Origin of the sequence: Pseudomonas botevensis (assembly GCF_019145475.1) — a bacterium.
Taxonomy (GTDB): domain Bacteria; phylum Pseudomonadota; class Gammaproteobacteria; order Pseudomonadales; family Pseudomonadaceae; genus Aquipseudomonas; species Aquipseudomonas botevensis.
In genome coordinates this window covers 168,041-188,833 of sequence record NZ_JAHTKI010000004.1, presented here as the reverse complement: position 1 = coordinate 188,833, position 20,793 = coordinate 168,041, and the positions used below count along the sequence as shown (strand labels likewise).

Genomic DNA, 20,793 nt, shown 5'->3' with positions numbered 1-20,793 from the left:
GTGCGACGGCATGCTTTAACTGTAATCCGCTTTGGAGGATTTGTCTGACGTTGATCGGCCTTTCCATGCGCTGGATCAGAGGGGGCATAAAAAACGCCAGTGCCGGGCAGGTACTGGCGTTTTTTGTCGGCGAAGGGCGGTGCGATCAGTTGCCTTGCGGCATTTCACCGTTCGCCAGGCGTTGGTTGATATCGGCGATCACGTCCGGCAAGTCGGTGATGGTGTCGATCATGTAGTGTGGACGCGAACCTTCGAACAGCGCATGGATGCGCTTGCGTTCGCTCGCCAGTTGCGCGCTGCCCAGGGCGCGGAAGCTTTCGTAGTCCAGGCCCAGGGCATTGCCGGAGCAGATCAGCGCCACCGTCCACATCCCGGCGCGGCGGCCTTCGAGAATGCCCGGCACGGTGTCGTCGATCTTCACGCAGGCGGCGACGTCCTCGATGCCCAGCGCAATCACGTTCGCCAGGGCCTGGGCCGGCCATGGACGACCGTTCGGCACTTCGTCGGTCGCGACCACATGGTCAGCAACATAGCCGTTGCTGGCGGCCAGCTCCACGACCTTGTCCATCACCTGTTTCGGATAACCGGAGCAGGAGCCGATCCTGATGCCTTGTTCGCGCAGACGGGCGATGGTGTCCAGAGCGCCTGGAATCAGTGCCGAATGCTCGGCGATTTTTTCGATCTGCAACGGCATGAAACGGTTGTAGATGGCGGTGACATCGTCGTCGCTCGGGGTGCGGCCGAACACTTTGCGGTAGCGCTCGGCAACCTCTGGCTGGTCGCACAGGGTACGGATGTGATCCCACTTGCCCATGCCCATCGGCCCACGGGCTTCCTCGATGGACACCTGGACGTCGAATTCGGCGAAGGCTTCGACGAAGATCTGGGTCGGCGCGAACGAGCCGAAATCGACCACGGTGCCGGCCCAGTCGAGGATGGCGGCTTGCAGGCGGGTCGGGTTGTTGTAGTTCATGGTGAAAGGCGTCCTGAATTGGCAAAGAGGTTCATGGGGGGCGCAGCGACGGGGATTAGATTTCCAGCACTTCCATCTCGCGCAGTACCTCACCGACCACCGCGACGGCTTCGCGCATCTGCGTGGGAGTGACATGGCCGATGCAGCCGACGCGGAAGGTTTCGACCTGGGTCAGCTTGCCGGGATAAAGGATGTAGCCCTTGGCCTTGACCCGTTCGTAAAACGCCTTGAACTGGTAGCGCGGGTCTTTCGGGGCGTGGAAGGTGGCGATGATCGGCGCCTGGATCGCAGCGGGCAGGAAGCTGCGTAGCCCCAGTTTTGCCATCTCTTCCATCAGTGCCTGGCAGTTGGCGGCATAGCGCGCGTGTCGGGCAGGCAGACCACCTTCTTCGTGGTATTGCAGCAGGGCTTCGTGCAGCGCGGCGACCACATGGGTCGGCGGGGTGAAGCGCCACTGCCCGGTCTTCATCCTGTAGGTGTGCTGATCGAACAGGTCCATCGCCAGCGAATGGGAGTTGCCGGCGGCTGCGGCCAGGGAGGCCTTGCGGGCGAAGACAAAACCCATCCCCGGCACGCCTTCCAGGCACTTGCCGGAAGCGGCGATCAGGGCGTCGAACGGGACTTCTTGCGCATCTATCGGCAGTGCGCCGAAGGAACTCATGGCATCGATAATCAGGCGCTTGCCGTGTCGCTCGACGACCTCGGCGATCTCCGGCAGCGGATTGAGAATGCCGGTGCTGGTTTCGCAGTGGATCAGCGCAATGTGGCTGATGTCGCCGTCGGCCCGCAGCAGGCGGTCGACATCGGCGGCGGTGGTCGGTTGATCCTCAGCGGTTTCGAAGGTGCTGAACGGACGTCCGAGCACTTCGCAGATCTTCGCCAGACGCTTGCCGTAGGCGCCGTTGATCAGTACCAGCACCTTGCTGTCGCGCGGCACCAGCGTGCCGATGGCCGCCTCGACCGCGAAGGTGCCGCTGCCCTGCAAGGGGACGCAGTGGTGAGTGGCGGCGCCATTGATGATCGCCAGCAGTTGCTCGCACAGGCTGGCGGTCAGTTGGTTGAAGCGGTCATCCCACGAGCCCCAGTCCACCAGCATGGCCTGGCGGGTTCGGGCCGACGTGGTCAACGGACCGGGCGTAAGCAGGAGAGGGGCGGCGGTACTCATTCGTGTGTTCTCGCGATGGCGCTGTGGGATGAAGCTACGGGGCATACGTTGCAATTCGGCGGATCATCAATCAAATTGTTTGTTGTTATGCCAACCATCAGTGAGAATTATTCATGAACCTGTTTCAGCTCCGCGCCTTCGACGCCGTGGCCCGGGAGGGCAGCTTCACTCGCGCTGCCGCACGGCTGTTCATCAGCCAGCCGGCGGTCACCGGGCACATCAAGGCACTGGAGGAGCACTACCAGATCACCTTGCTGCGGCGCACGGCGCGACGGGTGGAACTGACCGAGGAAGGCACCCGACTGGCGGCGATCACCCGGGCGATGTTCGGTCTGGCGGAGGAGGCGCAGGTGCTGCTCGAAGCCAATCGGCAGTTGCTCACCGGGCGCCTGGAAATCGCGGCGGACGGCCCGCACATGGTCATGCCGATGCTCGCCAGCCTGCGGGCGCGTTATCCGGGGATCACCGTGAACCTGCGTCTGGGCAACGCTCAGGAAACCTTGGCCGCGCTGCTCTCTGAACACGCCGACCTGGCGGTGCTGACCGAAGTCGAACCGCGCAGGGGCCTGCATCTGCAAGCGCTGAGCGAATCGCGGATCTGTGCGCTGGTGCCGGCGGGGCATCCGTGGGCGTTGCGCGGTGGTGAGGTCAAGCTCAAGGCGCTGGACCAAGTGATCATGGTTTTACGTGAGCCGAGCTCGATTACCCGACGCACGTTCGATCAGGCCTGCGCGCAAGCTTCGGTCAGTCCGCGGGTGTTGCTGGAACTGGACAGCCGTGAGGCGGTCACCGAAGCGGTGGCGGCGCAGTTGGGTGTTGGCGTGGTGTCGTCGGCTGAGGTCAGCCACGACCCGCGAGTGGTGGCGATTCCGATTGTCGGAGAAGGGCTGGTCAACCGGCACATGATCGGTTGCCTGGAGCGGCGGCGGGAGTTGCGGTTGATTCAGGCGTTCCTGGGCCTGGTGCCGGTTTTGCCCGCCCAAGGCCCCGGTAAACACGTGCCGGATCAAGGCCCCGTGTGATGACGCAACCAGTCGAGCAGCAGGCTGCTGTCCTGTTCCGGCCGGGTGTTGCGTGGTGACCGGGTCTGTCGGGTATCCAGGCACAGGATCGGCCGGTCCGGGTCGCTGTCGAGAAAACTGACCCACACTTCGCTGCCGGCGCGGGGCAATGCTTCCTGGGGAATGCACCCGCCGGCATGGGTCATGGCGATCGGCAGATACAGCGGTTCGTCCTCTTCGCCAGCGGCGTGCGATGGCCATAAACGCACGGCGATGCACCCCTGATCGTCCCGTTTCGCGGGATGGCCCGGCACACCGAGCACTTGCGCCAGGTGATACCCCGGGATGTTCGGACGTGGCTGTTTCAGTGGCGGGCGAAATTCGGTGGACCAGGGCAGAGCGGTGAAATCGTTGTGATAGCGGTGGCTGACCGGCGTCGGATCAAGAATCGAAGATTGCTGTCCCTGATGACGCAGTTCGGTGACGAGCCACTGTTCGTTGAAACTCGCCACCGGATGATCCGTCACTTGCAGCAGCCGCCCGCTGAGCAGGCCGGTGCAGTCACTGCGGCCCTGGACACAACGGTATTGGCAGCGCTGGCGCTCCAGGTGCCGGCGACTGCGGCGTTCGGCGTGACGCTGTTCCGGCGACAGCGCGGCGGGCATGGCGCCGGGGTCTATCACGGGGTGATTGGCGGCCAGTTGCTCACTGGCCTGCCGGCCGCGATTGCGCACACCGGCCAGGGCGTGCGGGTGAACCGCGTCGTGGCGCTGAAACAGGCTGTTGACCGCAGGCGTCGGAGCTTCGGTTTCGCTGTTGAAGGCGATCAACAGCGGCTGCTGCGGCAGGTTCATGTTGTCATCGGCAAACACCACGACATGGCCGTCGATGCGGTGTTCGAAATGGTAGTGAATGCCTTCCTCCTCACACAATCGCTGGAGGAACGCCAGGTCGCTTTCGTCGTACTGGATGCAGAAGGCCCGCACCGGGTAGTGGCCGAGATTCGTTTTCAACAGATAACTGTCGGTGGGCAGATGATGTTCAGCGAGCAGCCGCTGCAGAATCTGCGGCACGCTGAGTTGCACGAACACCCGCCGTCGCGGTGAGCCATCAAGGGTTTGCAGACGGGGCACCAGCAGCAGCCGATAGCTGAGCCGATGCGAGGCGCGATGTTCGCAACTGGCACTGTGGATGATGCCGTGGATGCCTTGTCCATCGTCCAGGCGCAGATACGCGTTCTGGTGCAGCAACCTGCCCGGCGCCAGGGCCGGGGCCAGGCCCATCACTTCAATCTCGAAACGGAAAGGCTGGTTGAGCGCTTCCTGACCGCTGAAGCGCAGAACCGGCAGGCATAACCCGCCAGCGGTGAGGGTCAGGGTAAACGGACTTTCCTTGTCGTTGAGCATCGCACGGGCTCTGTCAGGCAATACGGACGACAGAGGGTACGAAAACCCAGCGCTGAATGGTCATGGCAAAGGTGCTTTTCAGAAACACCCTACAAACTTTGGTGAATATGTCGATTCGGCGAAGGAATTTTTGGTCGATTGCCGGGTTTAGGGCGTATAAACTTGCCGGCACGCGTCGGCCAATAGATGTCTCGGCGCCACAGATCAAGAGAGTGAGTAATGGGCGCACAGTGGAAGGTTAAACACAAAGAAGCGGCAGCCAACGCCAAGGGCAAGATCTTCGGCAAACTGGTGAAGGAAATCACCATCGCTGCCCGCAACGGTGCCGATACCGCCACCAACGCACACCTGCGTCTGGTGGTCGAACAGGCCAAGAAAGCCTCGATGCCCAAGGAAACCCTGGATCGCGCGATCAAGAAAGGCGCGGGCCTGCTGGGCGAAACCGTGCAATACCATCGCGTGACTTACGAAGGTTTTGCCCCGCATCAGGTGCCGCTGATCGTCGAGTGCCTCACCGACAACATCAACCGCACCGTGGCGGAAATCCGCGTGGCATTCCGCAAGGGCCAACTGGGTGCTTCCGGCTCCGTTGCCTGGGATTTCAACCATGTCGGCATGATCGAAGCCTCGCCGGACACCCCGGACGCCGATCCGGAAATGGCCGCGATCGAAGCCGGCGCCCAGGATTTCGAACCGGGTGAAGAAGAGGGCGCAACCCTGTTCCTGACCGACCCGGCCGACCTTGACGCCGTGCAGAAAGCCCTGCCGGAGCAAGGTTTCACCGTGCTGTCGGCCAAACTGGGCTACCAGCCGAAAAACCCGGTCAGCGGTTTGAGCGACGAGCAGATGGCTGAAGTCGAAGCCTTCCTCGAAGGCCTGGACAACCATGACGACGTGCAGGACATGTTTGTCGGCCTGGCGGGTTGATCCGACGCTGAACTGAACTGAACTGAACTGAACTGAACTGAACTGACCTGCGGCGAGCGAGCCTGCTCTCTCGCCGCAGGGTAGGCTGCGGTTACAGGCTTCTCAGCTCCCGCACCACCTCACTGAACCCCGGCCGCGCCAGCACATCCGGCTGACAGCAGCGTCGCTGCAGATCCTCCAGCACCCCACGCCGCTCATCACTCAGTCCCGAGTCGATGCGTTCGAGCAATTCTCCCAGCAAGATCCCGAAGGCGCGTACCTCGATGCGTTGCAGCGCCTGGGTTTCCAGGTTGTCGGTCGTGGCATGGAACGACGCGGCGCCAAAATCCCCCAGCAGACAATCGCCCCGCTCGTTCAACAGAATGTTGTGGCCGTACAGATCGCCGTGCGTGATGCCTTGCTGGTGCAGGTGTTCGGCGACCGAAGCGATGCCCCGGGCGATGCGCAACGCCACCTCGGCACTGAAGCGGCAATCGTCGGCATAAACATCCCGTGAACAGGACGCCAGGCTCGGCAGCGCCGCGAGGTTGCGATAGCTCGGATCGATCAGTTGCATCACCAGCCCCTGCTGGCCTTCCGGGTGATCGCCGATGCGTCCTTCGACGCGGATCAGATTCGGGTGCAACCCGGCGGTGATGCAGGCGTTCATCTCGTGCAGTGGCGAGCCGTCGCTGGTCATTTCACCCTTGTAGAGCTTGACCGCCACCAGCGTGTCCGGTTGCCCGTTGCGTTGCCAGGTTGCCCGGGAAATCACCCCGGAAGCGCCTTCGCCCAGCCGTTGTTCCAGACGCAGCGCCGACCAGTCGATGTGCGCGGTGCCTTCGAGCGCGGCAGCGTCAGCCTCGGTTTCCAGCGGATTGCCGGCGTAGGCCAGCCACGTCAGGCTCGGCAGCGTCAGCAGCCATTGCGGCAGTTCGCTCAAGCGGTTGGCGGCGATGCGGATCAGCTCCAGCCGATGGCAATGGCTCAGGGAGGGTGGGAGTGATTGCAGGCGATTGCCCGCCAGCATGAGTTTTTGCAGGTACGGACGTTCGCCCAGTTCCGTCGGCAGGTTTTCGATGCGGTTGTCGGTCAGGATCAGCCAGCGCAGCAGCGGCGGCAAAGCGGCGCCGGGCACCTCAGTGATCCGGTTGGCCTTGAAGCCGATCATCGTCAGCGCCTGGCACTGGCCCAGGCACGCCGGCAACTCGGTGAAGTCGTTGTCGGAGCAGAACAGCACCCGCAGCCGGGTCAGGCGATGCAGGTCATCCGGCAGGCTGCTCAAGGCGTTGCCGCTCAGGTTGAGCACTTCCAGGGTATCGGCCAGGTCGAAAATCTGCGCTGGAAACTCGGTCAGTCCTTCGGCCAGATCCAGTCGGGTAATGCCCGACAGTTCGCCGGCGCGCAATTGAGCAAGGGTGTGCATGAGCGGGTTCGCTTTCAGATGGGAAGGGCCAGGGATGCCCGAAATGGCCGACATGATACAGGTTCAGCCAGCCTTCTGATTCACTGCAACCGGGCTTGAGCGAGAGCGGTCAGACGCGGTCATGCACTTCCTGCAACTGCCCCAGCCGGCTGCGGGTGCGGGCCAGGTCGATGGCGCTGCCGCCGAGGCTTTCGCTCAACGGCAGGTCGCCGAGCAGCGTCAGGTGCTTGTCCTGGTCGTACAGCACGTCGATCAGGTTGATGAAGCGTTGCTGTGCGGCGATCGAGCATTCGCCCAGCTGCGGCAAGTCATCGATGATCCAGCGGTCGAAACGCCGGCACAGCTCCAGGTAATCCATCACCGCCGTGGGTTGCTCGCACAGGTCGTTGAAGGTGAACGCGACACGGCGTCCTTCACACAGACGCGCCTGGATGTGCCGGCTGCCCACCGGCAGCGCCAGGGCTGGCGTATCGCGCGGCGGCAGTTCGAGCCGCTGGCGTTGTGCGGGCGAGGCCGGCCATACGTAGTGGCCCTGGGTGAACAGCTGATGAGCATGGTTGCGCGCCTGGCTGCGGTAATCGTGGGAGCCACCGACCTCCATGACCTGCATCCGCGCATGGATCAGGTCGATCACCGGTTTGAACCGGGCGTGGTACAGCGGATTGGGCAGCAGGCCTTCAGGCGGGTAATTGGAGGTCACCAGCAGCAGAATGCCGCGCTTGAACAGGGCCTTGAACAGGCGGGTGATGAGCATTGCATCGCCGATGTCATGCACATGAAACTCGTCGAAACACAGCACCCGACAATCTTGCAGCAACTCATCCAGTGTCGCGCCGAGGGCGTCGTCCTGCTGGCGATGGCTGAACATGCCCTGATGCAACCGGGCGAAGAACTGATGAAAGTGCAGGCGCTGTTTCTGTTCGATCGGCAGGGCCTGGAAGAAGCCATCGAGCAGCCAGCTCTTGCCGCGTCCGACGGCCCCGTACAGGTACAGGCTCGGTGGCGTTTGCGGATGAGTTGCGAACAGCAGGCTGGTTTGCTGGGCCATGCAATCGATGACCCGCAACTGACTGTGGCTGAGGGTATAGCCCTGACCGTGGGCCTTGTGCCGGAAGAAATCCCGTATCGACTGGGCGGCGGCGCCGTTCCCCGATGTGCCGGGCGAACCTTTGCCGAACAGTCGGCGCAACAACGACCAGCGTTGGGTCGGATGCGAGTGTTTGGGTGGTCGGGCGGGCACTTGTGGGGTCACTCCGTGTTCGTCAGTGCCGGCTCCCCGAGCGCGGCGACGTAGTGTAACCAGATGGATAGTTTTCCTTCCACCGTGGTTCGGCGACTGCATGGGAGGATTCAACAACATTGTGGGGTACGTACAGGTTTTGTCAGCGACGTGATTCCGCGTGTTGCCAATCTTTCGAAACATATCCCGGCAGATACATGGATCCAATCGACTGGCGGAATCGTTGACCGTTGCTAGTCTGAAACGCAGTAACGACAGCAAAACGATTCCTCACAAGGAGTGGGGCAGTGAAGGCAAGAGCGGTTCTGGGGCTGCTGACAGTGCTTGTCGTGCCCGTCCATGCTGCGGATTTGCAGGTGGAGGTGCGCGTCGACGTGCAACGCGGCTGCCAGTTGATCGGCCAGCAGCGGGAAGCGGGCATTGAGCAACTGGGCGTGCTCGATTTTGGCAGCACAGCGCGCCTTGACGATCCGGCCGGGCCGCTCGGCGCGGCGCTGACCAACCAGCGCCTGCCGCGCCTGGAGTGCAATCCGGACACGCCGTACCAGATGCGCGTCGACGGCGGCCTGCATGGCGGAGTGGGCGAGGTGCGCTACATGGCCGGTCAGGCGGGCAGCCAGCCGATTCCTTATCGGTTGTACCAGGACGCGGCGCGGCGGGTTCCGTTGGTGGTGGATGTGCCGGTCAGCGGCCGGGTGCCGGACAGCGGCACCGTGGAGCTGCCGTTGTACGCGCGGATCGAGCGGCTGGCCGAGGTGCCTCGGGTCAGCCGCTATTCGGACCTGGTCAAGGTGACGGTCACCTGGTGATCGCAGCGGTTTTTATCGGCCACCCGATGGATGTGGGTGGTGCAAGGGAGGGCACTCGCGGTTGTACGCAATCCGCCGGGTGAGCTGAGGGAGTAAGGACGCAATGACGGGCAGACATTGGCTGGTAATCGCCGCAAGCACGCTGCTGTTGCTCACCGAAGACGCCCAAGCGGCGGTCAGCGGGCAGATCCTTGCGCGGTTGACGCTGATTGCCGGCTGCGAAGTGACCAACTCCTCCAGCCCCGCCAGCCCGGTGGGCGATCTCGGCAAACTCGATTTCGGCCAGCAAGGCCCGACCTGGAACGCGCCGATCAAGGCCAGCCTCGATAACGATGCCAACAGCCGGCTCAACGTCGCCTGCAACCCGTCGGTGACCGGTTTCACCGTGACCATCGACGGCGGCGCCCATGGGGACGGCACCACCCGCCGCTTGAGCAACGGGCGCCAGACGCTCCCCTATCAACTGTTCCTCGATGCCTCTGGCAGCCAGAGCTACCGCATCGGCCAGCAACACAATTTCGCTGTTACCAGCGGCGCGCAGATACCCATTCCGGTATTTGGCACGGTGGTGGCGAATACCCGCGCAGTACCGGCCGGTGTCTATACCGACACCCTGACGGTGACGCTCGATTGGTAAACCGCAAAGGAAGGACACCATGCACAAGATTGCCTCAAGGATCGGTTTGTCACTGCTCGGCCTGACGCTGGTTTCCAGCGTGAATGCCGCCACCACCGTCACCGGCCAGATCACCTCCAGCCTGATTCTGACCAGCAGTTGCCAGGTCAATGGCTCCGGCGGCTCCACGGGGCTGAACTTCGGTGCCTTGAACTTCGGCACCGCCAACAGCCTGTTCACCACCGCCAGCGGGCAAGTGCTGGGTGGCGGCGGCGGGGCGCTGTCGATCCTCTGTTCCGCCGGCACCACGCCGACGGTCAAGGTGCGTGCCGGTGCCCATGACGGACAGTCGGCGGGCGGCACCCGGGCGTTGTACGACGGCGTCGCCAATTACGTGCCGTACGACTTGTACACCGATGCCGGGCACTCGCAGTTGCTGGCGATCGACGGGGTGATCAGCCTCGCCGCCAGCACCGGCGTGGCGCAGACCGTGAACCTTTACGGTCAGGCGGTGGGCAAGGCCGGGCTGCCGGCGGGGACTTACACCGACACCATCTCTGTCGAACTGACGTTCTAGGGCCGTGGGCCGGCATGGCTTTACGGCGCTGCTGGTGCTGTGCGCGGCCGGTTTGCCGTTGCCGCTGGCGGCGGTGACCAGCCAGAGCCTCCAGGTCAGCGCCACGATCACGCCGGGCTGCCTGGTGGTGGGCGGGGTCTCGAACTATGGCGGGCTGAATTTCGGCTCGCGTTCGGCCCTGTCCACCAGCACGGTGCAGGTGGCGCTCACCGGTGGCGTGCAACTGCAATGCACGCCGGGGGTGACGCTGAACATGACTGTCGATGGCGGCCAGTACAACAACGGCGGGCGGCGAATGCAGCTCACCACCGGCAGCGCGCAGGTGGCTTATGCGCTGTTTCGTGACGCCGCGTACAGCCAGAGCCTGGGGATAGGCCAGAGTGTGGCGGTGGCCTACAGCGATGCCAACAACATCAGCCTGCCGATCTACGGTCAGGTGCAATTGCCGGGCAATCAGCCTGGGGGGACGTACAGCGACGTGTTGCAGGTGCAACTGTCGTGGTGAGGCGAGGCTTGAATTGCCGACAAGGAGCAGGTTCATGGGGTCATTCACGACACGGCAATCACTCGTGCGGTGCGCGATGCTGGGGTTGGTCATGTGCGGGGCGGGTAAGGTTCAGGCCGCCAGTTCGGTGTTGATCTGGCCGATCGACCCGGTGCTGGAAGCCGATCAGCAGGCCAGTGCGCTGTGGCTGGAAAATCGCGGCAACGAAACCGCCAACCTGCAGATCCGCGTGTTCGGCTGGACGCAGAACGGTTTCGAGGAGCAGTACCGCAACCAGCGCGAGGTGATCGGCAGCCCGCCGGTGGCGAAGATCGAGCCAGGGCAGAAACAACTGGTGCGCCTGACCCGAACCAGGGAAGTGCCGCCGGGGCAGGAGCTGGCCTACCGCATCATCATCGATGAAATCCCCTCGGCCCAGGCCCCCGCCGCTGCGGACGGCAAGACCGCTGCCGCCATTCGCTTCCAGATGCGCTATTCGGTCCCGTTGTTCGCCTACGGCGCGGGGTTGTGGAGCAAGGAAGACAGCACGCGCCAGCGTGATCCCAAGGGTGTCGGCCTGCCGCAACTGAGCTGGCGCACGGTCACGGTGGACGGTCGGCCTTATGTGGAAGTGCGCAATCAGGGGGCGGTACATGCGCGGTTGACCGATGTCGCGATCAAACAGTCCGGTCAGGACAAACCGCTGGCCGAAGGGTTGCTGGGCTACGTGCTGCCGGGCGCGGTGATGCGCTGGCCCGCGCCGGGGCCGCTGGCGGGGCAGCCAGCGTTGCAAGGGCGGATCAATGGCGCGGCGCAAGTGCAGAGCATCGCGCCGGCGCGCTGACGTCGCCGCAGATTTTGTTGAGTGGTTGAAAGCGGTATCAGGAGGATTCAGTCCATTGACGGACGTGACACGCTAATGAGTCCGGGATGGGCTCGCCGTATTCAGCGTCCGTTGTGGCTCATGACCGGCGCGTGCTGCCTGGTGTTCGTTGATCCAGCCGGGGCCGGCGAACTGCCGCCGCCCCCCAGTGGCATGGAGGCCGTGAGTGATGCACAGTTGTTTCTCGAGCTGGTGGTCAACCAGATGAATACCGGGCGGGTGGTGGCGGTCGAGCAGCGCGGCGGCCGATTGTTTCTGCCGGCCAGCGTATTGCACGACACCGGCATGAAGCTGCCCGATACGGTGGGCGCCGAAGTCGATCTTGACAGCCTGCCGGGTCTGCACAGCGATTACGACAGCGTCGGTCAGCGGTTGCTGCTCGATGTGCCGGCGGACTGGTTGCCGGAGCAATTCATCGGCAACCGCCAGGTCTATCCGCGTACCCAGGCGCTGAGCAGTTTCGGCGCGTTGTTCAACTACGACCTGTACCTCAACGACACCGATGATGCCGGCAGCTACCTGGCGGCGTGGAACGAAGTGCGGGTGTTCGACAGTTGGGGCACGTTGTCCAACACCGGGCAGTACCGCCGCACGTTGTCGGGAGATGCCGTCAGTACGCTGAACAACGGTTATCTGCGCTACGACACCACCTGGCGCTACTCCGATGACGAGCGGATGCTGACTTACGAGGCGGGCGATGTGATCAGCGGTGCGTTGCCCTGGAGTAACTCGGTGCGTTTGGGCGGTGTGCAGTTTTCCCGGGATTTCGCCGTGCGTCCGGATCTGGTGACCTATCCGCTGCCGCAGTTCGCCGGGGAAGCGGCGGTGCCCTCGTCGGTGGATCTGTTTATCAACGGCTACAAGTCCAGCAGCGCCGAATTGCAACCGGGGCCGTACACCCTGACCAATATTCCATTCATCAACGGTGCCGGTGAGGCGGTGGTGGTGACCACCGACGCGCTGGGTCGGCAGGTGTCGACCACCGTGCCGTTCTACGTCACCAGCAACTTGCTGCAAAAAGGCCTGAGCGATTTCTCGGTAGCCGCCGGTACGCTGCGCCGCGATTACGGCTTGAAGGATTTCAGTTATGGGCCGGGGGTGTCCTCGGGCAGCCTGCGCTACGGGGTGAGTGACAGCTTCACCTTCGAAAGCCACGCCGAAGCTGCCGACTCGCTGGCGCTGGGTGGTTTCGGCGGCAATCTGCGGTTGGGCAATTTCGGCGTGCTCAACAGTGCGCTCAGCCAGAGCCGGTTCGAGGGTGAGGCCGGCCAGCAACTGAGTCTCGGCTATCAGTACACCACCCAACGCTACAGCTTTTCCTGGCAACGGCTGCAGCGCCGCGACCAGTACGCCGACCTGACCGTGGTCGACACCCCTTACGTCAGCCTCAGCCGTCGCAGTGAGCAAGCGACCCTGAGCCTCAATCTGGAGCGCTGGGGCAGCCTCGGTGCCGGCTACTTCGATATCCGCGCGGCCGACAATACCCGCACGCGGCTGCTTAACCTGAGCTGGAGCAAACCGCTGTGGCGCAACAGCAGTTTCTACCTGTCGGCCAATCGGGAAATCGGCGACAGCAACTGGGCGGTGCAGGCGCAACTGGTGATCCCGTTCGACCTGCGCGGCAGCCTGGCGATCAGCAGCGAGCGGAGCAAGACCGGGCAATCGCAACAACGGGTCAATTACAGCCGCGCGGTGCCGAGCGAGGGCGGGGTGGGCTTCAACCTCGGTTATGCCAAGGGTGACGGCGCCGATTACCGCCAGGCCGATGTGACCTGGCGCCTGCAATCGGTGCAGTTGCAGGCCGGTGTCTACGGCACCTCGGAGGCCGAAACCCGCTGGGCCGATGCCAGCGGTTCGCTGGTGTGGATGGATCGCCAGATGTTCGCCGCCAACCGCATCGACGATGCCTTTGTGGTGGTCAGTACCGACGGCTACGCGGACATTCCGGTGCGCTACGAAAATCAGCAGGTCGGCCAGACCGATCGCAACGGCCACCTGCTGGTGCCGTGGAGCAGCGCCTACTATCGAGGCAAATACGAGATCGATCCGTTGAACCTGCCGGCCAATGTGCGCAGCCCGAATGTCGAGCAGCGGATCGCCGTGCGCCGTGGCAGCGGTTATCTGCTGGAGTTTCCCCTGAGCCGGGTGATTGCCGCGAGCATCGTGCTGGTGGATGGGCAGCAGCGTGAGTTGCCGCTGGGCAGCGCGGTGCTGCATGAGGAAAGTGGTACGCACACGGTGGTCGGCTGGGACGGCCTGGTCTATCTGGAAAACCTGCAGGCGCAGAATTCGTTGCGCGTGACCCTGGCGGATGGCACGACCTGCCAGGCCCGGTTTGCTGTCGATCTGCAACAGGACCAGGTGCCGCTGATCGGGCCGTTGGTGTGCCAATGATCGGTGCGCGCGTTTTCGTGTTGCTGGCGCTGTGCTGGTCGGGAGCGGCGCAGGCGTTGTGTTCGGTGGTCACCACCACGCCGGCCGCGTTCGGCACCATCAGTTCGATTGCGGTGCGTACCACGTCGCAGCCCAGCTCCACGCTCAACGGTGGTTTGAGTTGTACGGGGTCGCTGCTGTCGCTGCTGACCAGCAACGATCATTTCTGGGCCACGGTGACATCGACCCAAAGCGGCCTGCTCGGACCGACCGGGGATGTCATCGGCTACACGATTTATGCGAACAACAGCACCAGCTACCCGCTGACCCGTGGCACCGCTTATGACTTCGCTCGCAACGGCATCATCGACGCCCTAGGACTGCTGGGCGGCACGGTGCCGAGAACCGTGCCGCTGTACTTCGGCACCACCCTTGGCAGCAACGTTGCGGCGGGAGTGTACAGCGAGACCCTGAGCATTTTCTGGAACTGGAACTACTGCTCCGGAATCGGTATCGGCGGGATTTGCCTGGGGCGCGACATCGCCAGCGGCACCACCACGCTGACGGTCAACCTGACCGTGTCCAACGACTGCACCATCACTGCGCCGAACATCGCGTTCGGCAGCGCGCCGGTGGTCAGCGCCTTTGCGGCGGTTACCGGGCAGACCATCAACCTGGCTTGCACCAAGGGCAGCGTGTACACCGTGGGCCTGAGCGACGGGCAGAATCCCCTGAGCGTCGGCGGGCGGCGGCAGATGATCTCCGGCAGCAATTATCTGGCGTACGACATCTTCAAAAGCGCCGGCACCACGCGCTGGGGCAGCGTCGGCGCCGCACGCCGGGCCAGCACCGATGCAGAGGTCAATCCGGGCAATGGCCTGGGCACCGGCAGTCAGATCTTCAATTACAACGCGAAGATCTACACCGACCAGACCACACCGCCAGCGGGGACCTACCTGGACAATGTGGTGCTGGATGTGGGGTTTTGACTCCCACAAGGGACACCGCTGGAGACTCAGAACTGCAGCGATTGCCGGAGCTGCTGCGCAGCCGGCGTGTTCACCGGGCTGACTACCGCATAGTTGTAGCCGCCGCCGGACCAGTAATCGGCCTGCAACTCTCCGTCGCTGCGGCTGCCTCGGGGCAGAAAGGTGTTTTTCGGTCCTGGCGGGCGCACGTAGAAGCTGACTTTGTGTCCGCCGCGATCCTCGTACGTGACCATCGCCGCCGGGCCTTCATCGGTGCTGAGCAGGCGGCCGCTGATTGGCTGGAACCCCGCAGCGGTCAGGTCCGGCAAGCGAATGGCGCGGGTGAAGTAACGATCCAGCCAATGTTGCATGCCCTCCTTGCTGTCGACCGTGTAGTCCGCCGGTAACAGGCCTTGCTGAGCGATCAGGCGATAGGCCTGCAAGGCGTCGGTCATGGGGGCCATCGAGCGCATGAAGGTCATCTGCCGCGCTTGCCAGCCGCTGACGCCGCCGATGCTGACCGCAATCAGCAGCATCGCGGCGCTGGCCAGATGTCGGCGTGACTGACGTTTGAGGCGCTGGCGGATCACGGCGGGGTCAAGATCCGGATTGGCCGGTTGCTGCAAGGCACCGCCAAGTGCCGCGCGCAGTTGCTGGGCATCCTGCTGCCAGGCGCGCACCCGGGCGGCTTCGTCCGGGTGGCTGGCCAGCCAGTTGTCCAGCAGACGCCGGTCGGTATCGTTGAGTTGGTGGTCGACGTAAGCGTGCAGGTCACGCTCGCTGGGAGGCATGCTGATCATTTGAGTATCCGCAAAGAAGGGCTGCTGATTTCGCCGTCGCTGAGCTGGCGCAAGGCCTGGCGGGCGCGGGACAGGCGCGACATCACGGTGCCGGTGGGGACGTCGAGAATCTCGGCGACCTCCTTATAGGTCAGGCCTTCCACCGAGACCATGAGCAGCAGGGCGCGCTGTTCGGTGGGCAGGCGGTCGAAGGCTTGCAGGGTCGAGCGGGCGATCACCGTGCGTTCGACCGAGGGTTCGGTGTCTTCGCGGCCGGTGAAGAATTCGAGCATCCGCGCGTAGCGGCGAGAGCGCCGATGGGCATCGACGAACTGGCGATACAGGATCGAGAACAGCCAGGCGCGCAGGTCACCCTCGGCGCGTTTATCGCCCCAGCTCGACAGGGCTCGCTCCAGGCTGGCCTGCACCAGATCGTCCGCGCTGCTGCCGTTGCGGGTCAACGACAGCGCGAAGCGGCGCAATCTGGGAATGATTTCTCTCAGTTGTTCGTCGATTTCGCTCATGAAATTCCGCTAGTCACTACGCTGTGGACTAGGAAGACGCCCGGCAACCGAGGTTATTCCACGTTCGGAAAAATAAATACCGGGCCGTGGAATAAATCCGATTGGCGCACGTCTTGCTGATTCTTCCTACTTGTGGCCGATGGCCCTGGAGTCGTTCATGGTTGATCGAACCTCACCGTCCGGCGGGCCGCAGCGCCCGCCATTGAGCGCCGCGAGCGTGGTGTTGCGTCTGGGCGGTATCGCCGTGGTGGTCGCCGCGCTCGCCGGCGCTTTTGCCTACGTTCACGGCACGCTTGACCCACAGCGTCTGACCCCCAAGGCGCTGGTCGATGTGCTGGAAAAGAACAACGGCGTGCATCCCGGATTTCGTCGCAATCACGCCAAGGGTGTCTGCGTGATCGGGCATTTCGAGAGCAGCGGTGAGGCGCGGGTGTATTCCACCGCGCAAGTGTTCAATGACCCACGGACTCCGGTGGTCGGACGCTTTGCGCTGCCGGCCGGCAATCCTTATACGCCGGACAGCGCCGTGCCGATCCGCAGCCTGGCGCTGCGTTTCACTCAGGCTAACGGTCAGCAGTGGCGCACCGGGATGAACAGCATGCCGGTGTTCCCGGTGGGTACGCCTGAGGCGTTCTATCAGTTGCAACAGGCACAGTCCCCGGATCCTGCCACCGGCAAACCTGACCCGAGCAAAGTGCCGGCGTTTTTTGCCTCGCACCCGGAAGCCGTGCCATTCCTGACGTGGGTGAAAACCGCCAAACCATCGGCCAGTTATGCGACTGAAACCTATAACGGCATCAACGCGTTTTATCTGGTGGATGCCAGTGGGAAGAAGCAGGCGGTGCGCTGGAGTGTGACCCCGTTGGCCCAGGACGCGGCGGGTGCCACCGCGCCTGAGGGCAGCGATTTTCTGGAGAAGGATCTGGTGCAACGGCTGGCCGCCGCGCCGCTGCGCTTCCAGTTGAACATCACCCTGGCCAACGCCGATGATCCGGTCAATGACGCGAGCAAGACCTGGCCCGCCGGGCGCAAGGTGCTGAATGCCGGCACCCTGGTGCTGGAGAAAACCCAGCCGCAACTCAGCGGCGAGTGCCGTGACGTCAACTACGATCCGCTGGTGCTGCCGGCCGGTATCCAGGGTTCCGACGATCCATTGCTTGCCGCGCGTTCCGCCGCGTACGCCAGTTCCTACCTGCGCCGCACCAGCGAAGTCAGCCAGTTGCCCGCCACCCGACAGGAGGCTCGCCCATGAGCATTCGACCGACGCATTTCAATCCGCTGGCGCGCCTGCTGCACTGGCTGATGGCAATCATGATCATCGCCATGCTGTTCATTGGCGCCGGTATGGTCGCCTCGGTGTCGCAGCGGCATGAATGGCTGATCAACCTGCACAAGCCGCTGGGCATTGCGATTCTGTTGTTGGCGATTGTCCGTGTGGCGGTGCGCCTTGCTACCCGCCAACCACCGTTGCCGGAGGATCTGCCGGGCTGGCAAGCCATGGCGGCCAAGGCCTCCCATCTCTTGTTGTATGCGTTGATGCTGGTATTGCCGCTGCTGGGTTGGGCGATGATCAGCGCGGCCGGGGATCCGGTGATGCTCGGCAGTTCGTTGCAGTTGCCTTCGATCGTGCCAGCGGATGCCCAGGTGTTCGCGCTGTTGCGCAAGGCCCACGGGTATCTGGCGTATCTGCTGTTCCTGACGGTGCTGTTGCACCTGGCGGCGGCGCTGTTCCATGGCTGGATACGTCGCGACGAGGTGCTCGACAGCATGCTGCGCGGACGGGATCGCGGCTGATGGCCTAGGTGGCGCGGGAGCATGCTTCCTCGCCACCGGTGGCGCGGGTGGCCAGCGTTCGCCACCAGTAGAGCAGCGCGATGACATTGATGCCGGCGCCGAGCAGGCACACGCCGAGCCATCCGGCCCAGGCATACACGGCGGTCGAGCCGATCGAACCCAAGGCACTGCCGATCGAGTAGAACAGCATGTAGCCGGCCGTCAGTCGGCTCTGTGCTTGCGGGCGTACGCTGTAGATCATGCTCTGGCTGCTGACGTGTACCGCCTGCAGCCCGAGATCCAGGGTGATTACCCCCAGCAGCAATGCCCACAACGAGGACTGGGTGAGGGCGATCGGCAGCCAGGAGGCGAGCATCAACAGCAGCGACAGGCCGCTGACCCATTGTCCCCATCCACGATCCGCCAGATGCCCGGCTCGCGCGGCGGCGAGTGCGCCCGCCGCACCGGCAAGGCCGAACAGACCGATTTCGCTGTGACTCAGCGACAGTGGCGGGGCGGCCAGCGGCAGCACCATCGGCGTCCACAGCACCATGGCGCTGGCGAAGGTCAGCAGGGCCAGAATCGCCCGCTGCCGCAGCACCGGTTCCTCCTTGAACAGACTGAATACCGAAGCGATCAACGCGGCATAGGTCGTGGCCGGTTGCGGGGCTTCATTCTTGGGCAGTACGCGCCACAACAGCAGCGCCATCACCAGGGTCAAACCCGCCGACAGCAGATAGATCGAACGCCAGCCGGCCAGATCCGCCATGCCGCCAGCAACCGTGCGCGCAAGCAAAATACCGACGACGATGCCGCTGGTGATCACGCCCACCACGCGTCCGCGTTCTGCGGTGGCCGCAAGGGTCGCGGCGTAGGCCACCAGCACTTGGGTGACGACCGCGAGCAGGCCGGTCAGGGTCATGCCGAGCAGCAGCCACGCGCCGCTCGATGCCAGCGCGATCATCAACAAAGCCGCCGCCGACAGCAGGGTTTGCGTGACAATCAGCCGGCGACGGTTGAGCAGATCACCGAGGGGCACCAGCAACACCAGGCCGACGCCGTATCCGAGCTGGGTCAGGGTGATGACGATACCGATGGTCGCGGGTGACAGGGCGAAGGCTTCGGCCATGGCATCGAGCAGCGGTTGGGCGTAATACACGTTGCCCACCGCCAGGCCGCCGGCAATGGCGAACAGCAGCACCACGCCGCTGCCGAGTGTTTGAGGTTTCATGTCCTGACTCCGTTTCAGGTTTCAAATTAAAACTGGAATGACGGTAGATAATCCAGTTTCTATTTGCAACCTCTTTACCTGAAAGCAAAAGATCGCAGACGAGGCTGCGATCTTTCTGGTGACGACGGAGCAGGGGATCAGCGCAGGGTGTCGACCATGTCGGCGATGGTGGTCAGCACGTCTTTGCCCAGTTGTTTGGAGCGTTTGCCCGACCAGCCGGTCAGCGGGTTCGGTGCGTCGTCGTGATCCTTGAACGGCATTTCCAGGGTCAGCGACAGGCAGTCGAATTTCTCGCCGACGCTGTTGCAGGCCAGTGTCATGTTGGCCTGGCCCGGCTCGTCGCGGGTGTAGCCATACTTGGTCTGGAAGTCCTTGGTGGTGTGCTTGAGGTGGCTGCGGAAGTGTTCTTCGAGCTTCTCGATGCGCGGGGTGTAGCCAGGATTGCCTTCGCAACCGGCGGTGAATACGTGAGGGATTTCTTCGTCGCCGTGGGCATCGATGAACAGGTCGACACCGTACTTTTCCATCTGCTGCTGGACGAACAGCACTTCCGGGCTGATCTCCTGGCTGGCGTTCTGCCAGGCGCGGTTCAAGTCCTGGCCCATGGCGTTGGTGCGCAGATGACCGTGGAACGCGCCGTCCGGGTTCATGTTCGGCACCAGATACAGATCGGCGCTGGCCAGCAGTTTGTTCAGGACCGGATCGTCGTGGTGCTCCAGGCGTTCGATCACGCCTTCCATGAACCACTCGGCCATGTGCTCGCCGGGATGTTGCTGGGCGATGATCCAGATCTTGCGCCGACCCTCGGCACCGCTGCCTTTGCGCAGCAGCTGGATGTCACGGCCTTCGACGCTCTTGCCGGTGGCCAGCAACTCGGTGCCGGCCTTGGTCAGCGCCTGCTGGATCAGCCAGTCATGGCGGCCACGGCTGTAGGGTTCGAAATAGGCGAACCAGGCGTGGGTCTGCTCGGCTTCGAGGCAGAAGCGCAGGCTGTCGCCTTCGAATTGGGTTGGAATGCGGAACCAGTTGACGTGGTCGTAGGAAGCGACCGCCTGATAGCCGGTCCAGGCTTTGTTGTAAGAGGATTGGCTGGCGTTGACCAGGCGAAACCAGTGTTCCTGATGGACGTGCAGACCGCTGGCCTTGAAGTGGAACCACTGGAAATGGCCGCTGCGGGTATCCGGACGGATCGCCAGAACCGGGTTGAGCGGATTGCTGATATCGATGACTTGGATGTTGCCGCTGTCGAAGTTGGCGCTGATGTCGAACGAGGATTTGGCCACGGTCATAATCGGTTCCTGAATATGATTTTTATGGCGGCTACTTTACACGCAAGACAGGGGTGAAACCGAGGGAAATTGCGGGTTGTGGCGGGGGCGTCGTCCATGACGCGAATGCAGCTTAGTGACTGTGCGATTGATTCTCAAGTGCTAAATGGCATTACTTTGCCCCAATGCCGCCGGGGTCCGCTTGCCAAGCGATATTCTTTTGATATTATCCGCGCCATCGAATTTGCAGCGCCCAAAGACTTCATTAGCCTGAAGCTATAAAGCCAGAAAACTGGCAAAAAAAAGACCCGGCAAAAAGCCGGGTCAAAAACCGTGATTAGCCTGATGAGGAGATAGTCCAGAAGACCGACCTAAGGTCTCTGGTCCATCG

General features: G+C 63.2%; 20 protein-coding genes. 11 read left to right on the top strand and 9 right to left on the bottom strand.

Translation table 11 applies throughout. The features are described 5' to 3' along the window. Positions 1-145 precede the first annotated feature (145 nt). Positions 146-973 (bottom strand): phosphonoacetaldehyde hydrolase, encoded by an 828-nt coding sequence (gene phnX / locus KVQ74_RS07995; RefSeq protein WP_217830546.1) that lies wholly within the window; start codon positions 971-973, stop codon positions 146-148. Between the two features lie 55 nt (positions 974-1,028). Further along, a complete protein-coding gene (locus KVQ74_RS07990) occupies positions 1,029-2,138 on the bottom strand; it encodes a 2-aminoethylphosphonate--pyruvate transaminase (protein WP_217830545.1) in 1,110 nt (369 codons plus the stop codon). A 113-nt stretch (positions 2,139-2,251) separates the two neighbouring features. On the opposite strand from KVQ74_RS07990, the gene KVQ74_RS07985 reads away from it, so the two are divergent. Continuing rightward, complete coding sequence (locus tag KVQ74_RS07985; RefSeq protein WP_217830544.1) at positions 2,252-3,160, top strand: LysR substrate-binding domain-containing protein; 909 nt, start codon at positions 2,252-2,254, stop codon at positions 3,158-3,160. On the opposite strand, the gene KVQ74_RS07980 is transcribed toward KVQ74_RS07985, so the two are convergent. Continuing rightward, entirely contained in the window at positions 3,145-4,545 is a 1,401-nt protein-coding gene (locus KVQ74_RS07980; protein WP_217830543.1) for a type VI secretion system Vgr family protein, read from the bottom strand. The genes KVQ74_RS07985 and KVQ74_RS07980 overlap by 16 nt on opposite strands. A 219-nt stretch (positions 4,546-4,764) precedes the next feature. On the opposite strand from KVQ74_RS07980, the gene KVQ74_RS07975 reads away from it, so the two are divergent. Next, positions 4,765-5,472, top strand: a complete 708-nt coding sequence (locus tag KVQ74_RS07975; protein WP_217830542.1) for a YebC/PmpR family DNA-binding transcriptional regulator — start codon at positions 4,765-4,767, stop codon at positions 5,470-5,472. 91 nt (positions 5,473-5,563) lie between these two features. Here the strand turns inward: KVQ74_RS07975 and KVQ74_RS07970 are convergent, their stop codons facing one another. Beyond that, on the bottom strand, positions 5,564-6,877 hold the full coding sequence (locus KVQ74_RS07970) for a protein kinase (protein ID WP_217830541.1): 1,314 nt from the start codon (positions 6,875-6,877) through the stop codon (positions 5,564-5,566). 109 nt (positions 6,878-6,986) lie between these two features. Continuing rightward, positions 6,987-8,117, bottom strand: a complete 1,131-nt coding sequence (gene zapE, locus KVQ74_RS07965) for a cell division protein ZapE (RefSeq protein ID WP_217830540.1) — start codon at positions 8,115-8,117, stop codon at positions 6,987-6,989. Between the two features lie 287 nt (positions 8,118-8,404). Here zapE and KVQ74_RS07960 point away from each other — a divergent pair, with 287 nt between their 5' ends. From KVQ74_RS07960 to KVQ74_RS07930, 7 genes are all read left to right on the top strand, one after another. Beyond that, positions 8,405-8,926, top strand: a complete 522-nt coding sequence (locus tag KVQ74_RS07960; protein ID WP_217830539.1) for a Csu type fimbrial protein — start codon at positions 8,405-8,407, stop codon at positions 8,924-8,926. A gap of 103 nt (positions 8,927-9,029) precedes the next feature. Further along, positions 9,030-9,563 (top strand): Csu type fimbrial protein, encoded by a 534-nt coding sequence (locus KVQ74_RS07955; protein ID WP_217830538.1) that lies wholly within the window; start codon positions 9,030-9,032, stop codon positions 9,561-9,563. Between the two features lie 19 nt (positions 9,564-9,582). After that, positions 9,583-10,119 (top strand): Csu type fimbrial protein, encoded by a 537-nt coding sequence (locus tag KVQ74_RS07950; protein WP_217830537.1) that lies wholly within the window; start codon positions 9,583-9,585, stop codon positions 10,117-10,119. A gap of 4 nt (positions 10,120-10,123) precedes the next feature. Beyond that, on the top strand, positions 10,124-10,624 hold the full coding sequence (locus KVQ74_RS07945) for a Csu type fimbrial protein (protein WP_217830536.1): 501 nt from the start codon (positions 10,124-10,126) through the stop codon (positions 10,622-10,624). A gap of 34 nt (positions 10,625-10,658) precedes the next feature. After that, entirely contained in the window at positions 10,659-11,447 is a 789-nt protein-coding gene (locus tag KVQ74_RS07940; protein ID WP_217830535.1) for a fimbrial biogenesis chaperone, read from the top strand. A gap of 75 nt (positions 11,448-11,522) precedes the next feature. Then, positions 11,523-13,880: a fimbria/pilus outer membrane usher protein gene (locus tag KVQ74_RS07935; protein ID WP_217830534.1), complete on the top strand. Its 2,358-nt coding sequence runs from the start codon at positions 11,523-11,525 to the stop codon at positions 13,878-13,880. After that, on the top strand, positions 13,877-14,848 hold the full coding sequence (locus KVQ74_RS07930; RefSeq protein ID WP_217830533.1) for a Csu type fimbrial protein: 972 nt from the start codon (positions 13,877-13,879) through the stop codon (positions 14,846-14,848). Before KVQ74_RS07935 ends, KVQ74_RS07930 begins: the two co-directional genes overlap by 4 nt. 26 nt (positions 14,849-14,874) lie before the next feature. Here the strand turns inward: KVQ74_RS07930 and KVQ74_RS07925 are convergent, their stop codons facing one another. Both KVQ74_RS07925 and KVQ74_RS07920 read right to left on the bottom strand, forming a co-directional pair. Further along, positions 14,875-15,627: an anti-sigma factor family protein gene (locus KVQ74_RS07925; RefSeq protein ID WP_217830532.1), complete on the bottom strand. Its 753-nt coding sequence runs from the start codon at positions 15,625-15,627 to the stop codon at positions 14,875-14,877. Continuing rightward, positions 15,624-16,130 carry an RNA polymerase sigma factor gene (locus KVQ74_RS07920; protein WP_217830531.1) on the bottom strand — a complete coding sequence of 169 codons (507 nt, stop codon included), beginning with the start codon at positions 16,128-16,130 and terminating at the stop codon, positions 15,624-15,626. The genes KVQ74_RS07925 and KVQ74_RS07920 overlap by 4 nt, the downstream gene beginning before the upstream one ends. Before the next feature lie 157 nt (positions 16,131-16,287). Between KVQ74_RS07920 and KVQ74_RS07915 the strand changes: the two genes are divergently transcribed. Both KVQ74_RS07915 and KVQ74_RS07910 read left to right on the top strand, forming a co-directional pair. Beyond that, positions 16,288-17,382: a catalase family peroxidase gene (locus KVQ74_RS07915; RefSeq protein WP_217830530.1), complete on the top strand. Its 1,095-nt coding sequence runs from the start codon at positions 16,288-16,290 to the stop codon at positions 17,380-17,382. Further along, complete coding sequence (locus KVQ74_RS07910) at positions 17,379-17,924, top strand: cytochrome b (protein ID WP_217830529.1); 546 nt, start codon at positions 17,379-17,381, stop codon at positions 17,922-17,924. Before KVQ74_RS07915 ends, KVQ74_RS07910 begins: the two co-directional genes overlap by 4 nt. A gap of 4 nt (positions 17,925-17,928) precedes the next feature. Here KVQ74_RS07910 and KVQ74_RS07905 read toward each other — a convergent pair whose 3' ends face one another. Both KVQ74_RS07905 and KVQ74_RS07900 read right to left on the bottom strand, forming a co-directional pair. Then, positions 17,929-19,134 (bottom strand): MFS transporter, encoded by a 1,206-nt coding sequence (locus KVQ74_RS07905; protein ID WP_217830528.1) that lies wholly within the window; start codon positions 19,132-19,134, stop codon positions 17,929-17,931. A gap of 137 nt (positions 19,135-19,271) precedes the next feature. Then, complete coding sequence (locus KVQ74_RS07900; protein WP_217830527.1) at positions 19,272-20,423, bottom strand: M14 family metallopeptidase; 1,152 nt, start codon at positions 20,421-20,423, stop codon at positions 19,272-19,274. Positions 20,424-20,793 lie beyond the last annotated feature (370 nt).